The sequence below is a fragment of the Bradyrhizobium sp. LTSP857 genome (assembly GCF_000938285.1).
In the GTDB taxonomy this organism is placed as follows: domain Bacteria; phylum Pseudomonadota; class Alphaproteobacteria; order Rhizobiales; family Xanthobacteraceae; genus Bradyrhizobium.
Map to the genome: position 1 here is coordinate 208,672 of NZ_JYMS01000050.1, position 17,602 is coordinate 226,273.

Annotated in this window: 16 protein-coding genes; 10 read left to right on the forward strand and 6 right to left on the reverse strand. The window is 64.0% G+C overall.

What is annotated here, in order from left to right; all coding sequences use genetic code 11:
• Window positions 1-5: 5 nt before the first annotated feature.
• Both alkB and UP06_RS39035 read left to right on the forward strand, forming a co-directional pair.
• Window positions 6-659 carry a DNA oxidative demethylase AlkB gene (gene alkB, locus UP06_RS39030; protein WP_045009039.1) on the forward strand — a complete coding sequence of 218 codons (654 nt, stop codon included), beginning with the start codon at window positions 6-8 and terminating at the stop codon, window positions 657-659.
• 53 nt (window positions 660-712) lie between these two features.
• Entirely contained in the window at window positions 713-1,954 is a 1,242-nt protein-coding gene (locus UP06_RS39035; RefSeq protein WP_045009040.1) for an MFS transporter, read from the forward strand.
• On the opposite strand, the gene UP06_RS39040 is transcribed toward UP06_RS39035, so the two are convergent.
• From UP06_RS39040 to hpaH, 6 genes are read right to left on the reverse strand one after another with little or no spacing between them, the layout of a single operon-like run.
• Entirely contained in the window at window positions 1,932-3,557 is a 1,626-nt protein-coding gene (locus tag UP06_RS39040; protein ID WP_045009041.1) for a thiamine pyrophosphate-dependent enzyme, read from the reverse strand. The two genes, UP06_RS39035 and UP06_RS39040, sit on opposite strands and share 23 nt — an antisense overlap.
• A gap of 26 nt (window positions 3,558-3,583) precedes the next feature.
• Window positions 3,584-4,453: a fumarylacetoacetate hydrolase family protein gene (locus tag UP06_RS39045; RefSeq protein WP_045009042.1), complete on the reverse strand. Its 870-nt coding sequence runs from the start codon at window positions 4,451-4,453 to the stop codon at window positions 3,584-3,586.
• A 3-nt stretch (window positions 4,454-4,456) separates the two neighbouring features.
• Window positions 4,457-5,440 (reverse strand): 3,4-dihydroxyphenylacetate 2,3-dioxygenase, encoded by a 984-nt coding sequence (gene hpaD, locus UP06_RS39050; RefSeq protein ID WP_045009043.1) that lies wholly within the window; start codon window positions 5,438-5,440, stop codon window positions 4,457-4,459.
• A gap of 25 nt (window positions 5,441-5,465) precedes the next feature.
• Complete coding sequence (hpaE, locus tag UP06_RS39055) at window positions 5,466-7,004, reverse strand: 5-carboxymethyl-2-hydroxymuconate semialdehyde dehydrogenase (protein ID WP_045009044.1); 1,539 nt, start codon at window positions 7,002-7,004, stop codon at window positions 5,466-5,468.
• A complete protein-coding gene (locus tag UP06_RS39060) occupies window positions 6,997-7,395 on the reverse strand; it encodes a 5-carboxymethyl-2-hydroxymuconate Delta-isomerase (protein ID WP_045009045.1) in 399 nt (132 codons plus the stop codon). The genes hpaE and UP06_RS39060 overlap by 8 nt, the downstream gene beginning before the upstream one ends.
• A gap of 32 nt (window positions 7,396-7,427) precedes the next feature.
• Window positions 7,428-8,234, reverse strand: coding sequence for a 2-oxo-hept-4-ene-1,7-dioate hydratase (gene hpaH / locus UP06_RS39065; RefSeq protein WP_045009046.1), 807 nt, complete (start codon window positions 8,232-8,234; stop codon window positions 7,428-7,430).
• A gap of 114 nt (window positions 8,235-8,348) precedes the next feature.
• Here hpaH and hpaR point away from each other — a divergent pair, with 114 nt between their 5' ends.
• The 8 genes from hpaR (at window position 8,349) to UP06_RS39105 (ending at window position 17,505) form a co-directional block, all read left to right on the forward strand.
• On the forward strand, window positions 8,349-8,867 hold the full coding sequence (gene hpaR, locus UP06_RS39070; protein WP_045009047.1) for a homoprotocatechuate degradation operon regulator HpaR: 519 nt from the start codon (window positions 8,349-8,351) through the stop codon (window positions 8,865-8,867).
• A gap of 297 nt (window positions 8,868-9,164) precedes the next feature.
• Window positions 9,165-10,310, forward strand: a complete 1,146-nt coding sequence (locus tag UP06_RS39075; protein WP_045009048.1) for an ABC transporter substrate-binding protein — start codon at window positions 9,165-9,167, stop codon at window positions 10,308-10,310.
• Window positions 10,311-10,550: 240 nt separating this feature from the next.
• Window positions 10,551-11,423, forward strand: a complete 873-nt coding sequence (locus UP06_RS39080) for a branched-chain amino acid ABC transporter permease (protein ID WP_045009049.1) — start codon at window positions 10,551-10,553, stop codon at window positions 11,421-11,423.
• A complete protein-coding gene (locus UP06_RS39085; protein WP_045009050.1) occupies window positions 11,420-13,198 on the forward strand; it encodes a branched-chain amino acid ABC transporter ATP-binding protein/permease in 1,779 nt (592 codons plus the stop codon). Before UP06_RS39080 ends, UP06_RS39085 begins: the two co-directional genes overlap by 4 nt.
• Window positions 13,198-13,926, forward strand: a complete 729-nt coding sequence (locus UP06_RS39090) for an ABC transporter ATP-binding protein (protein WP_045009051.1) — start codon at window positions 13,198-13,200, stop codon at window positions 13,924-13,926. The genes UP06_RS39085 and UP06_RS39090 overlap by 1 nt, the downstream gene beginning before the upstream one ends.
• Before the next feature lie 15 nt (window positions 13,927-13,941).
• A complete protein-coding gene (locus tag UP06_RS39095; RefSeq protein ID WP_045009052.1) occupies window positions 13,942-15,027 on the forward strand; it encodes a malate/lactate/ureidoglycolate dehydrogenase in 1,086 nt (361 codons plus the stop codon).
• Between the two features lie 115 nt (window positions 15,028-15,142).
• Window positions 15,143-15,919, forward strand: a complete 777-nt coding sequence (locus UP06_RS39100) for an HpcH/HpaI aldolase family protein (RefSeq protein WP_045009078.1) — start codon at window positions 15,143-15,145, stop codon at window positions 15,917-15,919.
• Window positions 15,920-15,981: 62 nt separating this feature from the next.
• Window positions 15,982-17,505, forward strand: coding sequence for a UxaA family hydrolase (locus UP06_RS39105; protein WP_045009053.1), 1,524 nt, complete (start codon window positions 15,982-15,984; stop codon window positions 17,503-17,505).
• Window positions 17,506-17,602 lie beyond the last annotated feature (97 nt).

A 17,602-nucleotide genomic window follows, 5' to 3' on the forward strand; every position in this document is an offset into this window, starting at 1 on the left:
AGCCGTTGACGGCTGATTTGTTCGACAGTGTCGCCGAAGCCCAACCGTCACGCGAGGAGATTGCCGACGGCGCTGTGCTGCTGCGTGGCTTCGTCAAGCCGATCGAGAGCGAGCTGATCGCAGCGGTGCGCGCGATCGTGGCGCAGTCGCCGTTTCGGCGGATGACGACGCCCGGCGGCCATCAGATGTCGGTGGCCATGACCAATAGCGGCGAGCGCGGCTGGATCACCGATCACACCGGCTATCGCTACGATCCCATCGATCCGCGAACCGAGGCGCCATGGCCGGCAATGCCGCCGGTGCTGCGCGACCTGGCCCGCCGTGCGGCGGAGCAGGGCGGTTTCACTGGCTTTGCGCCAGATGCCTGCCTGGTCAATCGCTACGAGCCAGGCACGCGGCTGTCGCTGCATCAGGACAAGGACGAATTGGACTATTCGGCGCCGATCGTCTCGGTCTCGCTGGGCCTGCCCGCGACCTTTCTGTTCGGCGGCATGGCGCGCGCCGACAAGCCGCGCCGTTTCCGCCTCGTCCATGGCGATGTCGTGGTGTGGGGCGGCCCGTCCCGGCTCGCCTATCACGGCGTCGCGCCACTCGCCGACGGCGAGCATGCGCTGCTCGGTCGGAAGCGGATCAATTTGACCTTCCGCCGGACGCGCTGACGCGTTTCCTCGCTGGCCTCGCTCGGCTAAGCTCTGGGCGGGGAGGCGGCGACATGACGACAGCACGGCTCACGGCTGACACCGGGACGGCCAGCCGCACCGGCCTGTATCTGGCCGCGCTGCAACTGGTGTTCACGCTGGGCTGGACCACCTACGTCATCTATCTGCCGAAGCTCGCCGCCGAGGTCGGCATCGCGCCATCAGCCGTCATCCTCATCCTGATGCTGGACCAGGCGATCTTCACCATTGCCGACACGGCGATGGGGATCGCCGCGGACAGGCTCGCGCCCTATGTCGGCAGGCTTGGCCTGTTCGTCGGACTCGTGGCCGCGATCTCCTGCGGCGCGTTCGTTGCGATGCCCTTCGTTGCCGGCGTCGGCGCGGCAGCGCAGGTCTGGTTGATCGCGCTGATCGTGATCTGGTCGATCACCTCGTCTGCCTTGCGCGCGCCGCCGCTGACCTTGCTCGGCAAATATCGTGCGCGGCCGCAGGTGCCGTTCCTCGCCGCTCTCGCGATGCTCGGCTACGGCGTTGCCGGCGCTGTCTCGCCCTATCTCGGCGTGGTCATGCGAGAGCATGACGCGCGGCTGCCGTTCGTGATCTCCAGCGTCGTGCTGCTGCTCACGGCGCTGGGGCTGTCGCGGATCGAACACGATGTGGCGCGGGACACGTCATCGCTCACACCGGCCGAGGTGGCAAAGCCGCTCGGCCTGACGTCCATCGTCTTCATCGTCGCGACGATAGCGCTGGCGCTCGGCTATCAACTGCACTTTGCCATGAACAGCGCGCCGTTCTATCTGCGCTTTGTCAAGCCAGACGATCTGCCATGGCTGATGCCGGTGTTCTGGATCGGCTTCAACATCGCGATGTTTCCGGCAAGCCTCGTCGTCAAGCATCGCGGCGGCCTGATTGTGATGGGTGCGGCCGGGCTCCTCGGAGCGGTTGCGATCGCTGCGGCCGAATTCGCCGGCAGCCTCAACACGCTGATCGCTGCACAATTTCTCGCCGGGGCCGCGTGGGGCTGCATGCTGATGAGCGCGATCTCGGCCGCGCTCGCGATCGGCTCGACCGGCGCGGAAGGAAAGGTGACGGGCCTCGTCTTCTCCGCGCTGGCGCTCGGCACCTTCGCGCGGATGGCGGCGGTTGCCGGGGGCTTGCAGAAGATGCCGGACTACGCGCCGCTGCTGCACTGGGCGCCGGTCGCCTGCTGGTCGGTCGCAGGCGCAGGCCTCCTGGTGATCGCGGCGGCGCGGCTACAGGGTGGTGCTCATCTCAAGGCTTCGGCGGGTGAATGAACGCCCACGGGCTCACTTCCGAATCCCGCGTCACCTCCACCGAGATCAGATATGGCCCGCCATGCGCGAGCGCCTTCTCCATCGCCGCCTTGAACTGATCCGGCGCGGTGACGCGCGCAGCAGCCACGCCAAACGACTCCGCAAGCTTGACGAAATCCGGATTGACGAGGTCCGACGCCACCACGCGGCCGTCAAAGCGTTCGCGCTGGTCGCGGCGGACGTTGCCATAAGCGTTGTTGTTGAACACCAGCGTCACCACGCCGATGTTGAACTGCACAGCGGTCGCGAGCTCCTGCACGCCGAACATGAAGCCGCCGTCGCCGGTGATCGCCACCACCGGCTTGTCGGGGTTGGCCACCTTGGCGCCGAGCGCGGTCGGGAAGCCTGAGCCGAGCGTGCCCTGATAGCCCGAGGTGATGAACGTGCGCGGCTCGTAGATCGGAAAGCCGTACCAGGAGGCAAAGCCGAACTGCGACAGCTCATCAGTGACGATCGCGTTCGCCGGCAGCACTTCGCGCAGGATATTGAGATACGCCATCTGCGGCTGGATGCGCTGGATTTCCTGTTGTGCGGTCGCCGTGGCCTCGCGGATCGCGGCACGGCGGCTGGCGGTCTTGCTATAACCCGCCCTGCTGACGGCAGCGGCGAGATCGGCGGTCGCCGTCTTGGCATCGGCGACGATCGCGGTGTCTGAGATGAACCGCCGCATCTCGACGGGATCGATGTCGATGCGGATGCTCTTCAACCCGTCGGGGCGATACGGCCAGCGCGACATGGTCGGCAGCTCAAGCCGCGTGCCGATGCCGATCATCAGATCGGTCTTGGCCCACAGTCTGTAGGCGGCTGCCATGGTCAGCCCGAGCTCGTGTGCATTGGACACGATGCCGCGGCCGCTGCGGAACGCAACAACGGGCGCATCGATCATCTCGGCAAGTTCGAGGATCTCGTCACCTGCCTCGATCGCACCGCTGCCGACGAAGATCATCGGTGCCTTGCTGTTTTTGATGAGCGCAGCCGCCTGCTTGATCAGATCAGGGTCGGGCCGCGGTGCGGGCAATGGCTCCAGCACATGTGCTGCCGCGGTGTCGGCGCGCTGGGTGAAGATGTCCCAGGGCATCTCGACCGACGCGGGGCCACGCCGTCCGGACGTCATCTCCTGGAAGGCGCGCGCCACGGTGGTCGGCGCGTTGCCCGGCGTTTCGATCCGGTCAGCCCACTTCACGTAGGTGCGCAAGGTGGCGAGCTGGTCCGGCATCTCGTGCAGATGGCCGCGGCCCTTGCCAAGAAACTGCGTCGGCACCTGGCCGGTGACGCACAGCACGGGCTCGTTGCAGCCATACGCGGTGAGCAGCGCCGCGCTGGCGTTGAGCACGCCGGGGCCGGGCACCACGCTGAACACGCCGGGCCTGCCGCTGGAGCGTGCGTAACCGAACGCCATGTAGCCGCAGGCCTGCTCGTGCCGTGCGCCGATCACCTTGAGCTGGGCCTGATGGAAGGCGTCGAACAGGCCGTAGACCTGCGCGCCGGGCAGGCCGAACACGGTGTCGACGCCATGGGCGACAAGGCCGCTTACGATTGCTTCGCCGCCGGTGAGGGTGGTCATTGTACTATTCTCACTTCAATGGTTGGTCAGGCTTCGTCGACGACGCCGTTGCGCAAACTTCCGATGCCTTCGGCTTCGACCTCCACAACGTCACCCGGCTTCAGATAGCGCGGCGGATCGAACCGCGCACCGGCGCCGGTCGGCGTGCCCGTGACGATGATGTCGCCAGGGACGAGCGTCGCAAAGGTCGAGATGTAGCTGATGAGGGTGCGGAACGGAAACATCAACCGGCTGGTGCGGTCATCCTGCCGCAGCTCACCGTTGACGTGCGTGGTGAGACGAATGTCGGCGATCTGGGATTCCTTTGTGTAAGGCACGAGCCAAGGACCGAGGCTGCCGCTGGAATCAAAGTTCTTGCCTTGGGTGACGTTGAACTTGCCATGGCGCAGCCAGTCGCGCACCGAGCCTTCGTTGCAAAGGGTCAACGCCGCGATGTGGTCGAGCGCCGCACTTTCCGGAACATGCCGGCCAGCCTTGCCGATCACCAGCACGATCTCCCCCTCATAGTCGAGCTGCGCCGACGCACGCGGGCGCACCAGCGGCGTCTCATGGCCGACGAAGGATCGCGTCGAGCGCATGAACATGCTCGGATATTTCGGTGCGTCCTGGCCGTCCTTGTATTCGGCGTTGCGGTCGGGATAGTTGACGCCGATGCAGATGATCTTTTCCGGCGCGGGGATTGGCGGCAACCAGGTGATGTCACCGAGCGCATGGTCCGGCGTGCGGCTGGCCGCCTCTTCGGCGAGGCTCGCGAGTTTTCCTGCGGCGATCACCTCGCGCAGCGTCGGATAGTTTTTGGCGTGGTGCGGGGAGAGATCGACGATGCCTCCCTCCAGGACGGCGCCGTAGCGGGTTTCACTCTTGACCGAGTAGGTGGCGAGACGAGGGAGCTTCATGGCTTAATCCGCCACCAGTACATCGGCCACAAACTTCGGTTCGCGCACGGCCTGACCCGCGAACGGTGAGCCCTGCTCGAACCAGGAGCGCGGCGCCGGTGCGCCCCACAGCGTCTGCCGGCGCGGATCGCGCAGCGACCAGCGCAGCGGCTCGTGGTCGTGATCGCCGGTGAAATAATCGCTGGTGTAGAGCTCCAGCCGATGCCCATCGGGATCGCGGACGTACAGGAAAAAGGCGTTCGAAATGCCGTGACGTCCCGGCCCGCGCTCGATGTTCTTCACGAAACCGGCGGAGGCCATCACGTCGCAGAGATGGATGATGTTCATCGCCGTCGGTGTCCAATAGGCGAAGTGATGCAGCCGCGGGCCTTTGCCGTTGGTGATGGCAAAATCGTGGACATTGCCCTTGCGATGCATCCAGGCGGCGGCGATGCGGCCGTTCGGGCCATCCTCCTCGGCATATTCAGTGAGGCGGAAGCCGAGCCGGGCATAGAAATCGACCGTGTCCTGCACTTCGGCGGCGAAGACGTTGAAATGGTCGAGCCGCTGCGGATGGCAGCCCTTGTAAAGGTCGAAGCGACGGAGCAGATGCGGCCGCCGGTCCATCGATGCATAGAGCTCGATCTGGAAGCCAAAGGGATCGGTGAATTGCAGCGTGCGGCCCTGGAACGGCTGGTCGACGAAGGCGTAGCCAAGACCATTCTCGGAGAGAAACTTTGCGGCCTTGTCGAGATCGCCGTCATTGCCGACCTTGAAGCCGAGCCGGTTGCAGGCCGGCACGGCGGCCTTGCGCAGCACCAGCGAGTGATGCTGATGCTCTTCGGCGGCGCGCAGGTAGACGAAATTGTCGTCGGCGTCCTCGACATGCAGGCCGACAATGGTCTCGTAGAACGCGCGGCTGAGCTTCAAATCGGTCACATCGAGCACGACGTGGCTCGAACGGATGATGTTGAAGGGCGGCTCAAAAGTGTGTTGCGGTACCGGCATTGCGTTTCCCCCGGAATGACGTGTCCTACATTCCCAGTTTCTGAATCTTGTGCGTGCCCCGCGCCAGCGAGACGTGCTTGGTCTCCATGTAGAAGTCGAACGAGTAATCACCGCCGTCGCGGCCGATGCCGGAGGCCTTCATGCCGCCGAACGGCGTCGGCAGGTGGCGGACGTTTTCCGAGTTCAGCCAGATCATGCCGGCCTCCAGTGCGTCAGCGACGCGCAACGCTCGGCCCACATCGTTGGTCCAGACATAGCCGGTGAGGCCGTAGCGGATGTCGTTGGCGATCTCGATTGCATCCGCCTCATCACGGAAGGGCAGCACGGTGAGGAAGGGACCGAACACCTCCTCCTGCGCGACGCGCATCTTGCCATGCGCGCCGGTGACCAGCGTTGGCTCGACGTAATGTCCGCCGCCCGGCCCGTCATAGGCCTTGCCACCGACCGCGATCGTCGCGCCGTCCTGGCGCGCGACGTCGAAATAGGAGCAAACCTTGGCCAGATGCCGCTCATGGATCAGTGGTCCGATCTCGGTGACGGGATCGAGGGGATGACCGACCTTCAGCGCTTTCACGCGCGCGGTCAGTTTCTCCACGAATTTCTCCGCGATGCTGGCCTGGATCAGCAGGCGGCTGGAGGAGGTGCAGCGCTCGCCGTTGAGCGAGTAGATCATGAACACGACGGCATCGAGCGCGCGGTCGAGATCGGCGTCGTCGAACACGATCACCGGGTTCTTGCCGCCGAGCTCGAAATGCACGCGTTTCAGCGTCGGCGCACCCTGAACCATGATCGCCGAGCCCGTCGCGCTCTCGCCGACGAAGCCGATTGCCCTGATCGCCGGATGCTCCGTTAGCGCCTTGCCGGCTTCTTCGCCAAAGCCATGCACGGTGTTGAGAACGCCGTCGGGAACGCCGGCCTCCTTGACGAGCTTTGCCAGAATGTCGGCCGTCACCGGCGACCATTCGGCCGGCTTGTGCACGACGGTGCACCCCGCAGCGAGGGCAGGCGCGATCTTCCAGGTCGAGAGCATGAACGGCGTGTTCCACGGCGTGATCACGCCGACCGGGCCGATCGGCACGCGGGTCGAGACGTTCCAATGCTCATCGCTCGGCGTGTTCTGACCATCGCGGGCCTCGGCGCATTTGTCGGCGAAGAAGCGAAAGTTTTCGGCGGCGCGGACCGCGGCCTTGGCCATGAAGCGATAGGCCTGGCCGGTGTCGATGCATTCGAGCACCGCGATGTCTTCGGCATTGTCCTCGATCGAGTCGGCCACCCGATGTAGAAGCTTCTTCCGCATCGCAGGGCCCATGTCGCGCCAGGATCTGAAAGCCAGCGCAGCCGCGGTCGCGGCGGCGTCGATGTCCTCCGCATTGCCGCGCGCGACGCTTGCGAGCACCGCGCCATCGACCGGAGACTTCGTCTCGAACGTCTCGCCGGAGATCGAAGCCACGATCTTGCCGTCGATCATGTGGCCGATGCCGTCGGCGCGCAGCTTCTTCAGCAGCGGCGCGACGCGCTCGCGGTTGGCCTGGAACACATCGGCTTTGGGTGTGGGTTTATCCATGGGCGGCCTCCACTTTCAGGGCGTCGTGGATGTTGTTGCGCTTCCAGCTGGTGTCCTTGTCGTTGATCTGCATGTCGAACGACAGGGCAAATTTCGAACCTGCGAAGACAGGATCGAGATGCCGGGAGAGGGCGTTGAAAACGTGCTCGCCGGCTGTCTTGCGGGTCGGCAGGTCGCGGCCCTCGCCGATGCGCAGCAGCATGTCGAGGAAGCCGTAATCCTGCCGGGCATCGGCAATCGCATAATGCTCGCACCTGACAGCGCGGACGCGGATGCCGCCGAGCGGGAAGATGCCGGTCTCGACCGCCGCCTTGCGCACCACTTCGCAGACCGCGCCGATGTCGAGGCGGCCATCGAGATTGGCCGAATATTCGATCGTGAAATGCGGCATGGCGGTTTCACTCCCCGTATATTTTTGTTCGCCTAAGCGAAGTAGCAGCTCACCGAGCCGTAGGCGCCATAATCGGCTTGAATTGTGTCGCCCTTGCGGGTCTCGATCGGACGGATGAAGGAGCCGGCGAGCACGACCTGACCGGGCTCCAGCGCGAGACCCAGTGGCGCGATCTTGTTGGCAAGCCATGCGACAGCGGTTGCGGGATGATTGAGCACGCCGGCGGCAAGGCCGGTTTCTTCGAGCTGGCCATTCCTAAAGCAGAGCGCGCCGATCCAACGCAAATCGGCTTCCAGTGGGCGGATCGGCCGTCCGCCGAGCACGATGCCGGCATTCGCCGCATTGTCGGCGATGGTGTCGAAGATCTTTCGCGTCGCCTTGGTCCTGGGATCGACGCGCTCGATCCGCGTGTCGAGGATCTCAAGCGCCGGCACCACGAAGTCGGTGGCGTTGAGCACGTCAAACATGGTGCAGTCAGGACCCGAGAGGCGCTTGCTCATGATGAAGGCAAGCTCGGCTTCCACGCGCGTCGCGATGAAGCGCTCGGTCGGGACCAGCCCACCATCGGCAAAGAACATGTCGTCGAGCAGCACGCCGGAATCCGGCTCGTTGATGTCAAGCGCGCTCTGCATCGCCTTCGAGGTCAGGCCGATCTTGTGGCCTCTGACGACGCGTCCCTCCGCGATCTTGACGTCGACCCACGCCTTCTGGATCGCGTAGGCATCACTCATGCTGATGTCGGGAAAATCCTGCGAGAGCTGCCGGATCTGCGTGCGGGTTTTCTCCGCCTGGTGCAGACGGCTCGCGCAAGCTTGGATATCGTGATGGGAGAGCGCCATGCGCAGTCTCTGAAATGTGGGTGCCGGGAGATAATTAACATGTTAAGTGAATTCGTCAAACCCCATTCCGGCGTGTTGCAGTGCAAACATTTTCGGGTTTGAGGACAGGGCGTCATGGCGAAGAGACCGGCTGATCCCACCAACGTAAACGCGCCCGGCGCACGGCAGGTGCCGATGCGCGACTTCTCGCGCTCGTTGCCGATGTCGTTGTTGCGAGCTCGCGAGGCCGTGATGCGGCAGTTTCGCCCCTCGCTACGCGAGCACGGTCTGACCGAGCAGCAATGGCGTATCCTCCGGGCGCTCGCTGCCATCGAGGCCGCCGAGGTCACGGAACTCGCGCGCACGGCGTTTCTGCTCGGACCAAGCTTGTCGCGCATCCTGCGCGATCTCGAGGCGCGCAATTTGATCGAGCGCAAGACCGCGAAAGCCGACCAGCGCCGCAGCATGGTCTCGATCTCGGAGAAGGGTGTAAAGCTGATGGCCTCGGTCGCGCCGTCCTCGGAAGCGATCTATGCCGAGATCACGCGGCGTTTTGGTGCACGCAAGCTCGCCGAGTTGCAGGAGATGCTGGGGCAGTTGGAATTGTGTCTCGCGACGACTGAGGCGCGTGACGAGATCACGGACGATGCGTGACGGCAAATTTGCATGATGACTTGCCGATCATGCATGACTGTCGTCATTGCTTAGCGCTTGGGCAGCCCGGGCGAAGCGAAAAGCCCCGCAAAACTCGCTGAGAATAGACAGCCTGCGCGGGTGTTAATCATCATTAGGGGCGCTCTCTGCGCACTTAGTCGATGTTGGCGCAATATCAATTTACTCGTACTGGCAGAATTCGTAAGTAGCATCCGGCTCTGTATTCAGCGATAGAGCCAAAACAGAGCTAAAGACCAAGAAGGGCCGACAAGGATGCCCGGCCCCAGGGAGGAATGAATGAAACTGACGAGACGCGATTTCGCGACCGGAATTGCTGCCGGTATTGCCGCGCCATACCTCATCAAAAGCGCAAACGCGCAGGCCGCCACCCTCAAGATCGGCATGTGTGCGCCCGTCACCGGGCCCGCCGCTGAATCCGGCGGCTACGCCATCAAGGGCGCCAGGCTCGCGCTCGAAGCCGTCAACAAGGCCGGCGGCATTCTGGGAAAACAGGGCGAATTGATCGTCGAGGACGATCAGACCACCAATCCCGGCATCGTGCTCGCCTTCTCCAAGCTTGCCTCTCAACCTGATATCGTGGGCTTCCTCGGCTCGATCCGTTCGACCCAGGTGCATGCGATGGCGCCCGACGTCATCAAGCTCGGCAAGCCCGTGATGATCGGCGGCACCGATCCGAACCTTACCCATATGGGCAATCAGTGGCTGTTCCGCTGCCGTCCCAATGACAGCTATTCCGGTCGCGTCATCGCCGAGTTCGGCGTCAATACGCTCGGCAAGAAGAAATGGGCCGTGCTGCACTCGACCGACGCCTTCGGCACCGCCGGCGGCAAGGCGCTGAGCGGCGCGCTGGAAAAGCTCGGTGCTCCGTCGGTGCTCGACCAGGGCTATGCCAACCAGAGCCAGGACTTCACGCCCGTCGTGCTCGCGATCAAGCAGTCCGGCGCCGACATTCTCGGCTCTTACTTCACCTTCGAGAACGATCTCGGCATCTTTGCGCGCCAGCTCCGTCAGCTCGGCGTGAATATCCCGTGGGTCGGTTCACCCTCGATCACCAACGTCACCGCACTGAAGCTCGCCGGTCCCGCGCTCTACAACACCTACGGCGTGGCCGACTATGCGGAGGATTCCAGCGAGGGTTCGAAGGCGTTCAGCAAGATCTACCGTGATGCGGTCAAGGTCGCGCCCGACAACCAGAGCTCCTGGACCTTCGATGCCATTAACGTCTTGTCGGCGGCGATCAACAAGGCCGGCTCGACCGATCCCGGCAAGATCCGCGAAGCCATCCTGGCGACCAAGAAGTTCGCCGGTGCCGAGGGCGAATACAATTTCGACCAGAACGGCGACGGTCTGCACGGCTACAACGTCGTGAAGAACGAGAAGGGCAACATCGTGTTCGACAAGCACATCGAGTTCAACGACTGACGTTGTCAGGGACGCGCGGACGGATGGGTTCCCTCCCCCCCTTGCGGGGGAGGGTTAGGGAGAGGGGTAAGCCGCACAAGCGGTGTTTGTGGCTTACCCCTCTCTCCAGCTCTCCCCCGCAAGGGGGGAGAGAGCCCTAACACCTCCCGTGCGGCCTTTAACGAGATGCTGTGAACACGACAGCCACTCCGCTCCGGTCGGCACCGCAATATTCGCTTCCTCTCCAACAGATCGCTTGTCATGGATCTCGCCCTACAATTGCTCTTTACCGGCATCGGTATCGGCGCCGTCTACGCGCTCGTCGCGCTCGGCTTCGTGCTGATCTTCCGGGCCACCAATGTGGTGAATTTTGCCCAGGGCGAATTCTCCATGGTTGCGGCCTATCTGATGGTCGTCGCGGTCGAAGCCGGTCTGCCCTATTGGGCGGCTTTCATCGTCGCGCTGCTCGGCATGGCGCTGCTCGGTGTCGTCTTCAATCTCGGCGTCTATTATCCGCTGCGCCACCGCACCTATCTGCCGGTGATCATTGCGACGATCGGCGCGTCGATCCTTATGGCCAATTCCGTGCTCGCGATCTACGGCCCGCAGCCGCAGGTGCTGGAAGGCTGGTTTGAAACGCCGGGCATCCAGGTCGGCCCGGTCTATCTCGACAGCCAGTATCTCCTGATCATCGGCGTCACCATCTGCCTCGTGATCTTCAATTTCTGGTTCTTCGAGAAGACGCTGCTCGGCAAGAAGCTGCAGGCGACCTCGCAGGACAAGGAAATGGCCTCGCTGCTCGGCATTTCCGTCTCCACGATGATCATGATCACCTTCATCTATTCGGCAGTGCTCGGCGGTCTTGCCGGCATCCTTGTCGCGCCCGTGCTGTTCGTCTCGATCCAGATGGGCTCGACGATCGCGCTCAAGGCATTCGCCGCAACCATCATCGGCGGCTTCGGCGACGTCGCCGGCGCCATCATCGGCGGCCTCGCGCTCGGCGTGATCGAGACGTTTGGCGCCGCCTATATCTCGGTGCCTTACAAGGACGGTTTTGCCTTCCTGGTTCTGATCGCCTTCCTGATCTTCCGGCCGCAAGGCATCTTTGGCGAACGCGTGGCGGAGAAGGCATGAGCGCCCCCAGCGACAACATGCCGATTCCGGCACCCGCTATCCATTCGAAGCCGCTGCTGGTCCGGCACCTGCCGTACTTCATCGGCGCGGCCATCCTGGTCGTCGTCGCGGCCAACATGAACTTCGACGGCTACGTTCACAACATCCTGCTCCAGGCCACGACGTTCGCGATCGCGGTGTTCGGGCTCTCGGTGGTGCTCGGCCTTTGCGGTCAGATCAATCTGGCGCAGGCCGCCTTCTTCGGCCTTGGCGCCTACGCGGTCGGCATCGGGACGACCGATCTGCATGTCAGCTTCTGGCTGTGTCTCGTCGGCGGCAGCGTGATCTCGATGTTGGCCGGCGCCTTCCTGGGCATGTCGACCTTGCGGCTTGGCGGCCATTACCTTGCGATGGTCACGATCTCGTTCCAGCAGATCGTCACACTGGTAATGATCAACGCGATCTGGCTGACGCACGGCCCCGACGGCGTCTCCAACATCAAGCGTCCCGACCTGTTCCAGACCTCGCAGAGCTATCTCGCCTTCTGCGTCGCGATGCTGGCGATCGTCGGATATCTGGTCTGGCATCTCCCCGACACCAAGCTCGGCCGCGCCATGCGCGCGGTGCGCGACAACGAGCTCGCGGCCGGCGTCAACGGCATCGACGTCTTCCGCACCAAGATCTACGCGTTTGCGCTGTGCGCTCTTCTCGGCGGACTCGCGGGCGGCCTGTTCGCTGGCGGCTTCGCCTATGTCAGCCCCGATCAGTTCTCCTTCGCGGAATCAATCGTATTCCTGACCATGTCGCTGCTCGGTGGCGTGGCCTCGCCGATCGGCTCGACGATCGGCACAGGTCTGCTCATCCTGATCCCGGAATGGCTGCGCTTCCTCAAGAGCGTGCCGGGGCTGTACCTGGCGATCTACGGCCTGTTCGTGATCCTGATCATCCGCTTCATGCCCGACGGCATCTGGGGCTTTGTCGCTGATGCCTTCACGCGCTGGCGCGCCAAGATCAAGACGCCGCCGGCAGCTAACGCCTTGCAGTTGAAGCCGGCGACGATCGGTGGCGATACGGTGCTGGAAGTCACAGGCCTGTCGAAGCACTTCGGTGGCCTCAAGGCGGTCGATGGCGTCGATATCGCCGTCAAGCGCGGCGGCGTGCATGCGCTGATCGGGCCGAACGGCTCCGGCAAGACCACGACGCTCAACGTGCTCTCGGGGCTCTATGTCGCTACGGCCGGCAAGATCGTGCTCGACGGCACCGACATCACCCACATGCCGCCGCATCAGCGCACGGCCTCGGGTCTCGGACGCACGTTCCAGAACATCCGCCTGTTCCGTTCGATGACGGCGCTGGAGAATGTCGAGATCGGCGCCGAGCGGCCCGGCAACACCATGGTCGGGAAGGGCGATGACGCCTTGACCGAGCGCGCGATGGAAGCGTTGACCTTCGTTGGCCTCGGCAGTCGCGCCAACGAGCTGATCTCCAGCTTCTCCTATGGCCATCAGCGCCTGATCGAGATCGCCCGCGCGCTCGCCTCGAACCCGACGCTGCTGCTGCTCGACGAGCCCGCGGCCGGCCTCAACTCGACCGAGAAGCTGGAGCTGCACGAGCTGCTCAAGCGCATCGCGGCGCAGGGCTTGACCATCCTGATCATCGATCACGACATGACGCTGGTCTCGGAAGCGGCCCAGCACATCACCGTGCTCAACTTCGGACGCCGCATCGCCGACGGCGAATCCATGGCCGTGCTGCGTCATCCCGACGTCGTCTCCGCCTATCTCGGGAGCGAATGATGCCGTTGCTCGAAATCCGCAATCTGGTGGTGCGCTACGGCGAGATCGAAGCGCTACGCGGCGTCACCTGCGCCGTCGAGGAAGGGCAGGTGGTGACGCTGCTCGGCGCCAACGGTGCCGGCAAGTCGACCACGCTACGCGCCATCTCGGGGCTCGCAAAACCAACGTCCGGCGAGATCCTGTACGACGGCAAGTCGATCGCGGGCCTCGGCCCGGAAGCCATCGTCCGTATGGGCATCTCGCACGTGCCGGAAGGTCGTCGCGTCTTTCCGGGCCTGACGGTGAAGGAGAACATCATGCTCGGCGCCTCCAATCGCCGGGCCGCGACCTCGGAGATATCGCGCGAGGCGGATGCGATGTTCGATCTGTTCCCCGACATCAGGAAGTTCACCAATGCACTCGGCTGGACGCTGTCCGGCGGCCAGTTGCAGATGGTAGCGGTCGCGCGCGGGCTGATGGCCAAGCCGCGGCTTCTCTTGCTGGACGAGCCGTCGCTCGGCCTTGCGCCTGTCATCGTGCAGGCCGTGTTCAAGATCATCTCCGAGATCCGGCGCAACACGACGGTCCTGCTCGTCGAGCAGAATGCGCGCATGGGCTTGTCGGTCGCCGATTACGGCTACGTGCTCGAGACCGGCCGCATCGTGCTCGGCGGCAAGCCCGACGAACTCTGGGGCAACGAAGCGATCCGTGCCGCCTATCTCGGCGGTCATGCCAAGGTGAGTGCGTAATCGGAGGGGCCGTCGATGGTCACGATCCAGGTCAAAAACCTCATCGAGTTCGTCGCCGAGGTGTTCGGCCATGCTGAGTCCTCTCCGGAGGAAGCAAAGCGGATCGCGACTTATCTCACGACGGCGAATCTCACCGGGCATGACAGCCACGGCGTGATCCGCGTCCCCGTCTACATCCGCTGGAAGAAGACGGGCTTTGTAGTCCCGAACCAGACCGCCGAGATCGTCGTCGACACGCCCTCGCTCGCGGTGGTCGACGGCAAGTTCGGCTACGGCCAGACCGTGACCCCGCAAGCGGTCAAAATCGGCATCGAGAAATGCAAGAAGGCGGGTCTCGCCGCTGTTGCACTGCGCAATGCCGGCCATATCGGCCGTGTCGGTGACTGGGCGGAAATGGCCGCTGCCGAAGGTCTGGTCTCCGTGCATTTCGTCAATGCCGCCGGCTCGCTGCTGGTGGCGCCGTTCGGCGGCGTCGAGAAGCGGCTGTCGACCGCGCCTTATTGCGTCGGCATCCCGCGCGAGGGGCAGGACCCGATCGTGCTCGACTTCGCGACCTCGATTGTCGCCGAAGGCAAGGTGCTGGTCGCAAGCCGCGGCGGCAAGAAGTTGCCGAAAGGGGCGCTGGTCGATGCTGATGGCTCCTTAAGCGAGGACCCCGCCGTGCTCTACGGGCCCTACACGCCGGAAGGCGCGCGCGATCACACCAAGGGAACAGGCGCGATCCGTGCTTTCGGCGACCACAAGGGCTCGGGTCTCGCCTTCATCTGCGAGTTGCTCGGCGGCGCTCTGACCGGAACCGGGGCCACTTCGGGCGGCCGGCGCTTCGCCAACGGCATGCTCGCGTTCTACATCGATCCGAAGGTCGTCGATACCTCCCATGTCTTCGATGCAGAGGTGTCGCGCTATGCCGACTTCATCCGCGCCACCAAACCGGTGGGCGGGGTCGATCAGGTGCTGATTCCCGGCGATCCCGAGCGGAAAACGCGGGCCGAGCGCACCAAGAGCGGCGTCCCCTTGCCGGATGACACCTGGGCGGCGATAGTGAACACCGCCCGCGAGGTTGGCGTCAGCGAAGTCAGCATCCAGCGGGCGACGGCATAGGTCTCGTGTCATTGCGAGCGTAGCGCGGCGATCCGGTTGGCGGTAACAACGGGATCGTGCTGTCGCGGCGCTCGTCATGGTGACGAAGGTCCCAACAACAAAGAAGGAAGGCAACGTGGCGAACAAGGTCAAGGAAATCTGGAAGTCGGGCAAGGCCGTGGTCAACGCGTGGCTTGCGATTCCCTCGGGCTTCTCGGCCGAGATGATCGCGCAATGCGGCTTCGACAGCGTCACCGTCGACATGCAGCATGGCGTGCAGGATTATTTGTCGATGGTGCAGTGCTTCCAGGCCATGGACAAGCATCCGATCACGCCGATGGTCCGCGTGCCCTGGAACGAACCCGGCATCATCGGCAAGGTGCTCGACGGCGGCGCCTATGGCGTGATCTGCCCGATGGTCAACACGGCGCAGGAAGCCAAGAACCTCGTTTCCTATGCCAAGTATCCGCCGAAGGGCGTGCGCTCCAACGGTCCGATCCGCGCCGGCATGTACGGCACCGCGGGCTCCTACCAGAAGACGGCGAACGATGACATCGTGCTGCTGCCGATGATGGAGACCAAAACCGCGGTCGAGAACATGGAGGCGATCTTCGACGTCGAGGGCATCGACGGCGTCTATATCGGACCGTCCGATCTCGGGTTCTCCTACGGCCTTGAGCCGAAGCTCGACCGCACCGAGCCGGAGATCCTCGCGATCTACGACAAGATCATCAAGGAATGCAGCAAGCGCGGCCTCAACCCCGGCATCCATTGCAGCGGCGCCGAAGGTGCTGCGCGCGCCATCAATATGGGTTTCAAGCTGGTGACGCTGTCGAACGAGGTCGGCCTGATGACGACCTACGCCAAGATGCAGGTCAACGCGACTCGCAAGGATTCGGCCGGTAAGGCCTGATATCCTCTCCCTCTCCCCGCTCCTGCGGGGAGAGGTGAACTACGAAGACCAAGGAGACTCCCATGACCATCAGCCCCGTCATCCGCCTGCATTCCGATGATGGCGTGCTGATCGCACGCGCGAGCCTGCCGCCCGGTACATTGGTGGCCGACGGCGTGACGACGGTTGAACGCATTCCTTCCGGCCACAAGGTCGCGATCAAGCCGATCGCCGTGGGCGAGCCGGTGATACGCTACGGCCAGATCATCGGCTTTGCGACCGTGCCGATCGCGCCGGGCCAGCACGTGCATGTGCAGAACATCGGCATGGGCGACTTTGCCAAGGACTACGCCTATTGCGCCGACGTCAAGCCGACGCCGAACTTCGATCTGCCGGCGACCTTCGAAGGCATCCGCCGTCCGGACGGCCGCGTCGCGACGCGCAACTATATCGGCATCCTCACCTCGGTGAATTGCAGCGCGCATGTCGCAAGCCTCGTCGCCGACGTCTTCAAGAAGAATCCCTTCACCGGCGATAATCCGATCGCCGATTTTCCCAATGTCGACGGCGTGGTCGCGCTGACCCACAAGACCGGCTGCGGCATGACGCAGAACGAACCGCTCGCACTGCTCCGCCGCACGCTCGGCGGCTACGCACGGCACGTCAACTTCTCCCACGTCATCGTGCTCGGCCTCGGCTGCGAGGTGAACCAGATCGGCGGCCTGATGGAAGAGCAGAAGCTCGCCGGCCGCCTGCGCGCGATGGACATTCAGGAAGTCGGCGGCACCCGCAAGACGGTGGAGGCCGGCATTGCCTTCGTGCGCGAGGCGCTCGCTGACTCCAACAAGGTCAAGCGTGAATCCGTGCCGGTGAGCGAGCTCACCGTGGCCCTGCAATGCGGCGGCTCCGACGGCTATTCGGGGGTATCAGCCAATCCCGCGCTTGGCGCAGCCAGCGACCTCATCGTGCGTCACGGCGGCACCGTGATCCTGTCGGAGACGCCGGAGACCTACGGCGCCGAGCATCTGCTCACGCGCCGCGCCGTCAGCCGCGAAGTCGGCGAGAAGCTGGTCGATCTCATGCGCTGGTGGGACGAATACACCGCGCGCGAAGGCGCCGAGATGAACGCCAATCCGAGCCCCGGCAACAAGGCCGGTGGCCTCACCACCATTTTGGAAAAGTCGCTCGGCGCGATGGCCAAGGCCGGCACCACCAATCTCGTCGACGTCTTGCGCTATGCCGAGCCGGTGACCAAGAAGGGTTTCGTGTTCATGGACACGCCCGGCTACGATCCCGTCGCAGCAACGGGCCAGGTCGCGGGCGGGGCCAATCTCGTCTGTTTCACCACCGGCCGCGGCAGCGTGTTCGGCTGCAAGCCGGCGCCGTCGATCAAGCTCGCGACCAACACGCCCATGTACAAGCGCATGGAAGACGACATGGACGTCAATTGCGGCACCATCCTCGAAGGCGAGGAGAGCGTCCAGGAGTGTGGCCAGCGCATCTTCGATCTCATCCTCAAGACCGCCTCCGGCCAGCCGACCAAGAGCGAAAGCTTCGATTTCGGCGGTGCCGAGTTCGCGCCCTGGGTGCTCGGCGCGACGATGTAATGCGCAGGTAGCCCGTGCCATAGGCACGGTCTGCCCGTTGTTAGTGCTTGATCGCGATCACCAGCGGTGTTCTGCTCAAAAAAGCTGCTGGAGTACC

Bases quoted from the DNA above. Each gene is read 5' to 3' on its own strand.
- UP06_RS39035 (WP_045009040.1), top strand. From the start codon at position 713: ATGACGACAGCACGGCTCACGGCTGACACCGGGACGGCCAGCCGCACC.
- UP06_RS39040 (WP_045009041.1), bottom strand. From the start codon at position 3,557: ATGACCACCCTCACCGGCGGCGAAGCAATCGTAAGCGGCCTTGTCGCC.
- UP06_RS39045 (WP_045009042.1), bottom strand. From the start codon at position 4,453: ATGAAGCTCCCTCGTCTCGCCACCTACTCGGTCAAGAGTGAAACCCGC.
- hpaD (WP_045009043.1), bottom strand. From the start codon at position 5,440: ATGCCGGTACCGCAACACACTTTTGAGCCGCCCTTCAACATCATCCGT.
- hpaE (WP_045009044.1), bottom strand. From the start codon at position 7,004: ATGGATAAACCCACACCCAAAGCCGATGTGTTCCAGGCCAACCGCGAG.
- UP06_RS39060 (WP_045009045.1), bottom strand. From the start codon at position 7,395: ATGCCGCATTTCACGATCGAATATTCGGCCAATCTCGATGGCCGCCTC.
- hpaH (WP_045009046.1), bottom strand. From the start codon at position 8,234: ATGGCGCTCTCCCATCACGATATCCAAGCTTGCGCGAGCCGTCTGCAC.
- hpaR (WP_045009047.1), top strand. From the start codon at position 8,349: ATGGCGAAGAGACCGGCTGATCCCACCAACGTAAACGCGCCCGGCGCA.
- UP06_RS39075 (WP_045009048.1), top strand. From the start codon at position 9,165: ATGAAACTGACGAGACGCGATTTCGCGACCGGAATTGCTGCCGGTATT.
- UP06_RS39080 (WP_045009049.1), top strand. From the start codon at position 10,551: ATGGATCTCGCCCTACAATTGCTCTTTACCGGCATCGGTATCGGCGCC.
- UP06_RS39085 (WP_045009050.1), top strand. From the start codon at position 11,420: ATGAGCGCCCCCAGCGACAACATGCCGATTCCGGCACCCGCTATCCAT.
- UP06_RS39090 (WP_045009051.1), top strand. From the start codon at position 13,198: ATGCCGTTGCTCGAAATCCGCAATCTGGTGGTGCGCTACGGCGAGATC.
- UP06_RS39095 (WP_045009052.1), top strand. From the start codon at position 13,942: ATGGTCACGATCCAGGTCAAAAACCTCATCGAGTTCGTCGCCGAGGTG.
- UP06_RS39105 (WP_045009053.1), top strand. From the start codon at position 15,982: ATGACCATCAGCCCCGTCATCCGCCTGCATTCCGATGATGGCGTGCTG.